The organism is Streptomyces griseorubiginosus (assembly GCF_017614965.1).
Taxonomy (GTDB): Bacteria; Actinomycetota; Actinomycetes; order Streptomycetales; family Streptomycetaceae; genus Streptomyces; species Streptomyces griseorubiginosus_B.
The window spans coordinates 1-10,586 of record NZ_WVUG01000303.1; the positions used below are offsets into that span (position 1 = coordinate 1).

8 protein-coding genes and 1 pseudogene are annotated in these 10,586 nt (G+C 68.7%); 6 read left to right on the forward strand and 3 right to left on the reverse strand.

What is annotated here, in order from left to right; genetic code table 11:
• From GRC12_RS36190 to GRC12_RS36205, 4 genes and pseudogenes are all read left to right on the forward strand, one after another.
• Positions 1-184: hypothetical protein (locus GRC12_RS36190; RefSeq protein WP_208784285.1), on the forward strand; the 184-nt coding region annotated here is incomplete at its 5' end.
• Positions 185-383: 199 nt separating this feature from the next.
• On the forward strand, positions 384-713 hold the full coding sequence (locus GRC12_RS36195; protein ID WP_208784286.1) for a hypothetical protein: 330 nt from the start codon (positions 384-386) through the stop codon (positions 711-713).
• Between the two features lie 682 nt (positions 714-1,395).
• A complete protein-coding gene (locus GRC12_RS36200) occupies positions 1,396-1,677 on the forward strand; it encodes a hypothetical protein (protein WP_208784287.1) in 282 nt (93 codons plus the stop codon).
• Between the two features lie 33 nt (positions 1,678-1,710).
• Positions 1,711-2,406 (forward strand): annotated as a pseudogene (locus GRC12_RS36205) (transposase); the annotation flags it as partial.
• 135 nt (positions 2,407-2,541) lie between these two features.
• Here GRC12_RS36205 and GRC12_RS36210 read toward each other — a convergent pair.
• From GRC12_RS36210 to GRC12_RS36220, 3 genes are read right to left on the reverse strand one after another with little or no spacing between them, the layout of a single operon-like run.
• The gene (locus GRC12_RS36210) at positions 2,542-3,444 is read right to left on the reverse strand and encodes a carbohydrate ABC transporter permease (RefSeq protein ID WP_208784289.1); all 903 of its coding nucleotides are present in this window, start codon (positions 3,442-3,444) and stop codon (positions 2,542-2,544) included.
• Positions 3,444-4,289 carry a carbohydrate ABC transporter permease gene (locus tag GRC12_RS36215; RefSeq protein ID WP_208784295.1) on the reverse strand — a complete coding sequence of 282 codons (846 nt, stop codon included), beginning with the start codon at positions 4,287-4,289 and terminating at the stop codon, positions 3,444-3,446. The genes GRC12_RS36210 and GRC12_RS36215 overlap by 1 nt, the downstream gene beginning before the upstream one ends.
• 50 nt (positions 4,290-4,339) lie before the next feature.
• Entirely contained in the window at positions 4,340-5,659 is a 1,320-nt protein-coding gene (locus GRC12_RS36220; RefSeq protein WP_244374311.1) for an extracellular solute-binding protein, read from the reverse strand.
• A gap of 241 nt (positions 5,660-5,900) precedes the next feature.
• Between GRC12_RS36220 and GRC12_RS36225 the strand changes: the two genes are divergently transcribed.
• A complete protein-coding gene (locus GRC12_RS36225; RefSeq protein ID WP_208784291.1) occupies positions 5,901-6,926 on the forward strand; it encodes a LacI family DNA-binding transcriptional regulator in 1,026 nt (341 codons plus the stop codon).
• A gap of 273 nt (positions 6,927-7,199) precedes the next feature.
• Positions 7,200-9,506 (forward strand): glycoside hydrolase family 3 N-terminal domain-containing protein, encoded by a 2,307-nt coding sequence (locus GRC12_RS36230; RefSeq protein ID WP_208784293.1) that lies wholly within the window; start codon positions 7,200-7,202, stop codon positions 9,504-9,506.
• The last annotated feature ends 1,080 nt before the right edge of the window (positions 9,507-10,586 follow it).

Below are 10,586 nucleotides of genomic sequence, written 5' to 3' on the forward strand. Positions count from 1 at the left end.
CCCGATCAGCGAGCCCGACCCCTCCGCCCTGATCTGCCCCGGCGACAAGGTCGGCCCCTGCGCCGTCTGCCAGCGCAGGACCCACAAGTACGGCTCCGGCGGCAGCCCCCTGTGCCAGTGGTGCATGGCACCCGTACAGGAGCAGTGGGGAACCGGCGTGCGCCACACCAGCACCCGCGCCTGACCTGACACCGGCATCCCCCGTCACCCCGACGGGCCCGTTGATGAGGCTCTTTGAACGGCCAGACCCAGTCCGAGCCGCCTGAAGTCGACGACCCGGTCGTTCACCGTAGGCGAGGGCAAGGGCTCACCGTTGCCCGCACCGCCGACGGCGAGGTCGTCGAGGTGATGGTCCGGCCAAGCAGGGCTCCACGCTCGCGGGCATGATGGACGCCTTCTCCTCGACCGTCACCCGGGGTCTCCAGCACGGTGTTCCGCTCGACATTCTCGTCGCCGACTATGTCGGCACCCGTTTCGAGCCCTCCGGCCCCACCAACGATCCGGAGATCAAACAGGCCGGCTCCGTCATGGACTACGTCGGCCGCCGTCTGGCCCTCGACTACCTGCCGATGGCGTCCGCGTCAGCCTGGATGTCCTCACCGCCGAGGAACGCGCCACGAAACAGGCCGTCGATGGTGTCGGCGAGGCAGTGTGGGCCGACCTCGTGGGGATGTCGATGTCCGCTCCCCGTCGGCCAGCCCCGCTCCAGTTGAGCCTCAAAGCGCCAGGTGGCGACGATGAGTCGTACCGCCATGCATCCATCTCGGCGTGTACCAGCTCAGCGATCTCTCCCCGTACACCGTGGGCAACAGCACGGACCCACCCGTTAATAAGTGAGGCCCGCGCCAGAAGCCATGAGCTGCTGCCAGCCTGAAGAGCAGACGGGAGATCGTCGGTAAGACCACTCGGAAGCGTGCTGGTCACGTTGGGGGCAGCGCCGTTCGCGCCGTGGTTTCCGCAGTCGCGGACGGCCTCAGATCCACTGATGAGGAGCGCAGGCCGGGGAACGTCAGGACCGTCATCGCCACCGCGGCTCCTGCCGCCACACTGAAACCGCCGTGTGCGCCGCCCACGTCGACCACCCGCCCCGCGAGCGCCGCGGCGCCTGCCATTCCTGCCGCGTTTGCGGAGTTGCCCAAGGTGAACGCCTGAGTGAAGACTGCCGGCGGGACTGCCGACTCCGTCCGAACGGAGGCTCGTACCGGCAGTACCTGCACGACGAGTCCCGTCACGGCATTACGATGCCGACCGCGAGGGACGCGTCTTGGAAGGTCAACGGAAAGCTCGAGAGAGCCAGGCAGGCGGCTGCGGCCTGGCGGCGCCGGGACGAGCCGTCGTGGCCCCATGCCCCGTTACGACGTCGTTGCATTTGGTAGTGATCGTTAGACTGTCGGGGTGGCGAGCACAGAGAACGAGACGGAGACGGTCTGCAGGGTCTGTGGTTTCGACGGCGAGGTGTTCTGGGAGGGCGGCTGGCCGAATGAGGCTGCTATCTGTCCCTGCTGCGGCAACGAGCCAGATGTCGGGGACGCCAGCGTCATGGGCCTGCGCAACTACCGCGGATACTGGGTGGGACATGGGGCCCCGTGGGACAGCCCGTCGGCGGAGCGCAAGCACAAGCGCCAGGATTGGGACCTGCTGAAACAGATGGAGAACATCCCGCCGCAGTGGCGCTGATCTGAGTGGTCGGTAGGTGCGTCACGGCGTGAGCCGCCGACCCGCAAGCGGCGCCCGACGCTGCGCCGCCCGCTGCCGAAAGGCTCATATCTGACCACCGTCTGCGCCGGGAGATACCAGGCCGGGCGCGGTTACGGGCGACTCGAGGTACGGATCATCGAAGCCCGGATGACCATCACATTGGCCGACGGCACCCGCCGCACCGAGTTATGCCGGCTGATGATGACCAGCCTCCTGGACACTGAGCGCTACCCCGCCCACGAGCTGATCGCGCTGTATCACCGCAGGTGGCAGACGGAGACCTGCAACTTCTCGTTGAAGTCGACCATCCTCGACGGACGGGTGCTGCGTTCGCGGACGGTCCCCATGATCGAGCAGGAGGTCTACGCCCTGCTCACCGCCTACCAGGCACTGGTGCGGACCGCGGACGACCTGGTCACCGCCCAGCCGGACCTGTCTGCGGAGCGTATTAGCCTGGTCGTGCTGCTCAACGACGCCGCTGACCAGATCGTGGCCGCTAGCGGCATCACCTTGGTCGGTCCGGTGGGCCTCGTCGGGGCGATCGGTCGCGCCGCCCTGGCCGGCCTCCTGCCGAAGGGCCGGCGCTGGCGGTCGCAGGCCCGCGTCCGCAAGCGCAACAGCAAGTACGCGTTCACCACCGGCAAGCACCCCAGAACAGCTCAGGCATTCACCCCTGCACTTCGAGATGATCAAAGAAGGCGGCCTTGACACCAGCAACGGTGGCTAAAAGCAACGGTGTTGCCTTGTCGTGGTGCAGCCGATCACTTGGCCGTCGTGTTGGTGGTGTTGGGTGTTCCCGGGGGCGCTCTCGGGGAGCTCGGCGGGGTAGACCTGTTCAGTTTGTCATTTGCCGAAGCCCGCGGTGAGTCCGCCGATGAGCTGGCGGCGGCCGAGGACGTAGAGGGCGAGGATCGGGAGTGTCGAGAGGACCACCGCGGCCAGGATCGCGGGGATGTTGATCGTGAACTCGCCCTGGAAGCTCCATACGAACAGGGGCAGGACCCGCTTGTCGGGGCTCTGGGTGAGGATCAGCGGGAAGAGGAAGCCGTTCCAGACGTTCAGGGCGTCGTAGATCGTGACGGTGATCAGGGCGGGGCGTGACAGCGGCAGTGCCAGGTTCAGCAGCATGCGCCAGTGTCCGGCGCCGTCGGCGCGCATGGACTCGTACAGTTCGTCGGGGATGTCCCGCAGGAAGTTGACCAGGATGATCACCGTGAGCGGGATGGCGAACGCCGCCGAGGGCAGCACGATCGCGAGCAGGGTGTCGTACATCTGCGCCTTGGCGATCAGGTAGTACACCGGGATGATCGTGGCCTGCAGCGGGATGGCGAGGCCCAGCAGGAAGACGCTGAACGCCCAGCGCAGGGCCCGGCTGGTGCCGCGGACGATGGCGTACGCGGCCAGGAAGGACACCGCGAGGGTGAGCAGCGTCGCGCCGACGGTGACGAGGGCGCTGTTGAGGAGGTAGTGGGTGAAGCCGTTGTCCCAGACCAGGCGGTAGTTGGCCAGGGTGGGACTGGTCGGCAGGGCGAGCGGGTTGGCGTCGAAGAAGCCCTCGCGGGTGCGCAGGCTGGTGACGAGGACCCAGTAGACCGGGACGAGGACGATCACCAGCCAGAGCGCGCCGCCCAGGGCGCCGAGGGGATTGGTGCGCCGCAGTCGGGCGAGGCGGCCCGGCGTTCCCGCCGTCATGGGTGCCGGGCGGGTCTGGGAGTCGGTGGTCGGGGCGTGGGAGAGCGCGGACATCACATACCTGCCTGCTGGCTGCGCATCCGGTTGAAGCCGGAGAAGCGGAGGAGGGCGAGGGAGAGGAGGAGGCCTGCCACCACGAGCACGACGGAGATGGCACTGGCGAGACCCATCTCGTTGCTCTGGAAGCCGGTGATGTACATGTCCAGCGGCAGGATGCGGGTGGCGTAGCCGGGACCGCCGCCGGTGAGGACGAAGACCAGGTCGAAGTAGGTGAGGGAGCCGACGACCATCAGGGTCGACGAGGTGACCACGGTGTAGCGCAGCTGGGGCAGGGTGATGTGCCAGAACTGGGCGAGCCGGCCCGCGCCGTCGATCGATGCCGCCTCGTACAGGGAGGCCGGGATCTGCCGGGCTCCGGCCTGGTAGAGCAGCGTGTGGAACGGCACGAACTGCCACGCGATGACGAACACCACGGCGTAGAAGGCAAGTTGGGGGTCGCCCAGCCAGTTCTGGTTCAACAGGGGCAGGTTCAAGGCCGCGCCCAGGCCGAAGTTGGGGTCGAGCAGGTTCTTGAAGATGACGGCGATGGCGGCCGTGGAGATCAGCAGCGGCACGAAGTAGAAGACGGCGAGCAGCGCCCGGTAGCGCTGCCGGCCGGCGACGAAGACGCCCAGCAGGAGGCTGAGCGGGGTCTGCACCACCCAGGACAGCACCATCAGCTTGACGGTCAGCCAGAGGGCGTGGCGGGTGACGGGACTGGTCAGTGCCTCGCGCCAGTTGTCGGTGCCCGCCCATGCCGGGCTGCCCAGGCCGTCCCATTGCGTGAAGCTGAGGTAGACGACGATCGCCATCGGCACGAGCGCGAAGAGGGCGAAGAGCAGCAGGGCGGGCAGAGCCATCACGAAGGGCGGCCCGCCCTGCCGAGTCGCCGCCGGGGTCTTGGCGGTACTCACTTCGCCGCCGCCTTGTCCATCTGCACGCAGAACTGCTCCGGGCTGAGCTGGCCGAGGAAGAGCTGGTCGAGGTGGGTGAGCAGGGTGTCGCCGAGTTCGGGACTGAGCGCCTGGTCCCAGGAGAGCTGGAAGTTCTTCGCGTCGCGGGTGAGGTTGTAGACGTACGACGACCAGTCCGCGTTGGCCGATGCCTTGATCTTGGCGTCGAGGTCCTTGACCGGCGGAACGTCGCCGTTCTTGAGGAGGCTGTCGACGTAGGCGTCGTTGTAGACGCCGTCCTTGAGGTAGGACACCGCCGTCTTCTTCTCCTTGGCGCTCGCCTGCGCGGACAGGGAGAAGAAGTTGGCCGGGTTGCCGACCATGTCGCTCGGGTCCCCCTTGCCGCCGGCGACGGAGGGGAACCCTGCCCAGCCCAGCCGGCCTTCGGAGACGAACTTCGGGGAGCCGGTGTTGATGCTGCCGTAGCCCCAGCTGCCTTGGAGGAGCATCGCGGCCTTGCCGGTGTAGAGCTGGGCCTCGGCCTGGCCGGTGTCGGCGGACACCGAGGTGAAGCCCTTGGCGAAGCCGCCCTCGTCGACCAGCTGTTTGATCATGCGAGTGGCTTCGAGGACGGCGGGGGCGGACCAGGCGCCCTTCTTGCCTGCCGCGATGTCCGCGAAGGTGTCGGGTCCGCCGACACGGTCGACGAGGTACTCCAGCCACATCAGGTCGGGCCACTTGGACGCGCCGCCCATGGAGATCGGAGCGATGCCCCGGGCCTTCAGCTTCTTCACCAGCGCGAGCAGGTCGTCCCAGGTCTTCGGCGGCTGCGCGCCCGCCTTCTGCAAGAGGTCCTTGTTGTAGTACAGGACAACGGGCTGCACGCCGTTGACGGGAACGCCGTACACCTTGCCGCCGAAGGTCGCCGATTGAAGCACCGAGGGGAAGATGCGGTTCTTCCAGGCGGGGCTGGCGTCGAGATCGGCGGTGAGGTCGGCGACCTTGCCCGCGTCGACGTAGCTCTTCAGTCCGCCGCCGCCCCAGTTCTCGAACAGGACGGGACCGTTGCCCGCGCCCACGGCGGTACGCAGCTTCTGCTTGTAGGGGTCGTTCTGGAAGAACTGGTAGGTGATCTTGCTGCCGGGCTGGTCCTTGTTCCACTGCGTGGCCGAGGCCCGGAAGGTGGCCTCCGACCCTTGTGTCAGCGCCCAGGCCAGGGTTCCGTCTGCGCCTGCCCCGCCGGCGGTGCGCCCGCTGCTGCCACAGGCGGCGAGGGTGAGGCTGAGCGCGGCCGCCGAGGCGGTGATGAGGGCGCGGGAGGGCATTGTCGGGGTCATCGTGAGCTCCTTCGGCTCTTCAGAGGTTCGATCGCGCGGGACGGCCCGTCGGCTGCGTCGGATGCGATGGAGGCGGCTCGGCTCGAAACTTTTCGAAACCTCTGCGTTTTCTGGCCGATAAAGTAGGTGCCCGCCGACGGCCGGTCAAGGGGCCAGGAACCAGGAGTTTTCCTTGCCGGGAACCCTTGGAACCGTGCGAAAGGTTGCGCTACCGTCCCCGTAAAGCAGCGAAAGGACCACCATGGCGAAGAGAGCCGTCGAGCGGACGACACTGACCGGCATCGCCGAAGCGGCCGGCGTCTCCGTGGCCACCGTGTCCAAGGTGGTCAACGGCCGCAGCGACGTCTCGCCCGAGACCCGGGCACGCGTCGAGCGGCTGCTGGTGGAACACGACTACGTGGCCCGGGGGCCGGGCGGCGCACAGTCCCCGGTGCGCACGGTCGACCTGAGCTTCGACGAACTGGTCAACCCCAACAACCTGGTGATCACGCAGGGTGTCACGGAGGCCGCGGCAGAGGCCGGGGTCGACGTCGTCATCGGTACGGCGCCCCACGATCCCCTCGGTGCCGCCTGGGCCCGGAAGGTCACCAACGCCGGCCGCGAGGGCGTCATCCTGGTGACGTCCGAGCTGACCGTCCAGCAACGGGCGCAATTCGCCCAGCACGGCATTCCGCTCGTCCTCATCGACCCGATGAACGTGCCGGACGAGAGCGTGCCGAGCATCGGTGCGACGAACTTCAGCGGCGGCATGGCGGCCACCGAGCACCTGCTCAAGCTCGGGCACCGCCGGATCGCGATGATCGAGGGGCGGCACGACGCCGTCTGCAACACCGCCCGTCTGCACGGCTACCAGGCCGCGCTCAGCGGTGTCGGCATCGCGCCCGACCCCCGGCTCATCAAGCGGGGAGCCTTCCGGTTCGAACCCGCCTACCAGGCCGCCCTGGAGCTCTTCGCCCTCGACGAGCCGCCCACCGCCGTCTTCGCCGGTAACGACCTGGAGGCGTTCGGCGTCATCGAGGCCGCCCGGGTCAACGGCCTGCGGGTACCGGACGACGTGAGTGTCGTCGGCTTCGACGACACCGCCGCGGCCGGTACCTCGGCCCCTCCCCTGACCACCGTGCGACAGCCGTTCGCCGAGATCGGCCGGGCCGCCCTGCGCACACTGCTCCGCCTCGCCGCCGGAGAGGCGCTGGACAGCCACCGCGTCGAGCTGGCCACCCAACTGGTGGTCCGAGGCTCCACCGCCCCACCGCCCGCGCAGCCCTGAACCCGACCGCCCCGTCCACGACTCCGGTCATCCACCCTGGCACCCGACGGCACCCCATCCATGAACCGGCCGTCCCGCCCGCAACTCGACTGCACCATCCGTGAGTCCGGCCACCCTCAACTCGACCGCACCATCCATGAGTCCGGCCACCCGCCCCTCAACCAGCCGCATCAACCACTACTCCGGCCATTCGGCCCTCAACCCGGGCCGCACGTTCGTGAACCCCTTCCGCCCTTCCTGAATCCCCCGCGCCCACAACCCGAGGAACGCACCATGACCACACCTTGGGCCGATCCGGCCTGCCCGCGTGACGAGAGGGTCGAGTCCCTGCTCGCCGAAATGACCCTGGAGGAGAAGCTCGCCCAGCTCGGCAGCGCCTGGCCCGGCGTCGAACGGGTCAGCGGCAACGTCGCCCCCATGCAGGACGTGTTCGCCCGCCACACCGACTTCGGACAGGCCAGCAAGGACGGACTCGGCCACCTCACCCGCCCGTTCGGCACCAAGCCTGTCGAGCCGGGCAAGGGGGCGCAACAACTCGCCTCACTGCAGCGTGAGTTGATGGACAGCACCAGGCTCGGTATCCCCGCCATCGCACACGAAGAGTGCCTGACCGGCTTCACCACCCACCGCGCCAGCGTCTTCCCCACCCCGCTGGCCTGGGCCGCGACCTTCAACCCCGGCCTCGTCGAACGCATGGCCAACGCCATCGGCACGAGCATGCGCCGAGTCGGCGTCCACCAGGGCCTCTCCCCCGTCCTCGACGTCACACGGGACTACCGCTGGGGCCGCGTCGAGGAGACCCTGGGCGAGGACCCCTACCTCGTCGCGACGACCGGCACGGCCTACGTCCGGGGTCTGGAGAGCGCCGGCATCATCGCCACTCTCAAGCACTTCGCCGGCTACTCGGCCTCGAAGGCGGCCCGCAACCACGCCCCCGTCTCCATGGGCCCGCGTGAGTTCGCCGACGTGATCCTGCCGCCTTTCGAGACGGCGATACGGGAGGGCGGCGCCCGCTCGGTCATGAACTCATACGCCGACGTGGACGGAATGCCGGCCGGCGCCGACCCCGGCCTGCTGACCCGGCTGCTGCGCGAGGAATGGGGCTTCGAGGGCACGGTCGTCTCCGACTACTGGTCCGTCGCCTTCCTGCGCACCATGCACCGCATCGCCGCCACCGAGGGCGAGGCCGGCGCCCGCGCGCTCACCGCGGGCATCGACGTGGAACTGCCCGACACCCTCTGCTACGGCGAACCCCTCGCCCAACTCGTCCGCGAGGGAAGCGTGTCGGAGGACCTGGTGGACCGGGCAGTACGACGCGTGCTGCGCCAGAAGGTCGAACTCGGGCTGCTCGACGCCGACTTCGCCCCTGACGTGCCGGGCGACGGTCCCATCGACCTCGACCCGCCCGCGCACCGGGCCATCGCCCGCGAGCTGGCCGAGCAGAGCATCGTGCTGCTCGACAACCGCGAAGGACGCCTCCCCCTGACCGCGGAGACCCGGTCCATCGCCCTCATCGGCCCGTGCGCCGACGACGCCAACGCGTTCTTCGGCTGCTACTCCTTCCCCAACCACGTCCTGCCCCATCACCCCGGCCACGACAACGGCATCGAGGCCCGCACCCTCCTGGACGCTCTGGCCACGGAACTGCCCGGCACTCGCATCGCGTACGAACAGGGCTGCCCCGTCAAGGACATGGATCGCGGCGGCATCGACGCGGCCGTGGACGCGGCCCGGCAGGCCGACGTCTGCATCGCCGTCGTCGGCGATCGCGCTGCCCTGTTCGGCCAGGGCACCTCCGGTGAGGGCTGCGACGCGGAGGACCTCTCCCTGCCGGGCGTCCAAGGCGAACTGGTCGAGGCCCTGCTGGCCACCGGCACGCCGGTCGTCCTGCTCGTCGTCTCCGGCCGCCCGTACGCGCTGGGTGCCTACACCGACCACGCGGCCGCCATCGTCCAGACGTTTTTCCCCGGCGAGGAAGGCGGTCCCGCCCTCGCCGGAGTGCTCTGCGGACGGATCAACCCCTCGGGCAAGTTGCCGGTGCAGATCCCGCGTACGGCAGGGGGCCAGCCCGGCACCTACCTGCACGCCCCGCTCGGCGGCAACACCCAGGGCGTGAGCAACCTCGACCCCACCCCCGCCTACCCCTTCGGGCACGGACGGTCCTACACGACGTTCGCCTACGACGGGTTCGGGGTGAGTGCCGAGGAGATCGCGACCGACGGTGAGGTCGAGATCAGTTGCCGGGTCCGGAACACCGGCGACCTCCCCGGCTCCGAAGTGGTCCAGCTCTACACCGCGGACCCGCTAGCCCAACTACCACGCCCGGTGACCCAGTTGACCGGCTTCATGCGAGTCCATCTGGCGCCTGCCGAAGAACGCAGGGTCGTCTTCCGCCTACATGCCGACCGCCTCGCCTACACCGGCCCCGACCTCCACCGCATCGTCGAACCGGGGGAGATCACCGTGCAACTCGGCGCCTCCAGCACCGACATCCGGTGGAGCGGCGCCATCCGGCTCACCGGTCCGACCCGCCGGGTCGGGCACGCCAGAGTGCTGCACACGCCGGCACACGTCCACTGAGACGTCGCCACTTCCCGATCGGCCTGCGCAGGGCTGTCAACGCCTGGACGCAAGCGCAGCCTGGCCCTCGGTTCCACCCGGCTGTCGCCAGCACGTGGGAGGGGCGAGCTCGGTCGCGATCATGCGGGCCGTCGCGGCAGGCGGGACGGTGACGCAGACGACCGGATGCGATCCGTGACATGCGGGTGCCGGACGCGGAAGAGGAGTTCGTGCGAGCGCCCCAACTGAGTGACGGCGATGCGGTTTCATCACGCGCGCGACAGCCGGCCTTCCATGCGTATCTGGGACACGACGTTTGGGTGATCACCCGTGAAGCACCGAGACCGTGCCGATCGGTCTACCCGACTTCGCTCTTGCTGCGGCCGACGCAGCGACCCCAAGGTTGTACTTCACGACCTTGGGAGTGGCCGGATGAGGCGTACACGCGCTCTTCGACTAGTGGTTTCCACTGTGTGCGTGTGCGCTCTACTCGCTGCGGCGGCCTGCGGTGACGGCGCAGACCGAGCCGCCATGCCCTCACATTCGCCAGCAGTATCGCGCACGTACACCAGCCGGTCCTTCGCGACGCCGATCCCTATCACCGTCCCCGCCTCACTGGGAGCGCTGCCGATATCGGACACGAGCAGCTTCCTGGCATCGGTGAAGCCGAGCAACAAGCTCCGGTTCCTGCTGCCCGCGGTCCGGTCGTGTACCGGCCCGAGGGCAGTGGCAGCCCCGAAAGGCCGCCTGCCACGTACAAGGGCTACGTGGCATTCCTTCATGATCAGGCGGGGTATCTCATGCTGCCCGACGGCCGAAGCCGATTCCGACAAGGACTGCTTCGGCCTCCAGCCCGGCTACCAGTTTCGAGTCGTCGTCATCGACGTCGGATCCCTGTGGAGCGCCCGAGGGCGCAAGGAGGTGTCGAGGTGAGAAGACTCCTGGGAGTCCCGGCGCTGCTGCTCGCGCCGCTGCTAGTGCTGTGACCGCGTTGGTTCGCCGGGTTGGTCAGGCCACGCTGGTGAGGGGGCGTCCGCCCCATCGGATGCCCTTCTCGCTTCGGATGCGGGCGCGTTCCTTGCGTTCGGCGGCGAGGACGTC

Bases quoted from the DNA above. Each gene is read 5' to 3' on its own strand.
- GRC12_RS36195 (WP_208784286.1), top strand. From the start codon at position 384: ATGATGGACGCCTTCTCCTCGACCGTCACCCGGGGTCTCCAGCACGGT.
- GRC12_RS36210 (WP_208784289.1), bottom strand. From the start codon at position 3,444: ATGTCCGCGCTCTCCCACGCCCCGACCACCGACTCCCAGACCCGCCCG.
- GRC12_RS36215 (WP_208784295.1), bottom strand. From the start codon at position 4,289: ATGGCTCTGCCCGCCCTGCTGCTCTTCGCCCTCTTCGCGCTCGTGCCG.
- GRC12_RS36220 (WP_244374311.1), bottom strand. From the start codon at position 5,659: ATGACCCCGACAATGCCCTCCCGCGCCCTCATCACCGCCTCGGCGGCC.
- GRC12_RS36225 (WP_208784291.1), top strand. From the start codon at position 5,901: ATGGCGAAGAGAGCCGTCGAGCGGACGACACTGACCGGCATCGCCGAA.
- GRC12_RS36230 (WP_208784293.1), top strand. From the start codon at position 7,200: ATGACCACACCTTGGGCCGATCCGGCCTGCCCGCGTGACGAGAGGGTC.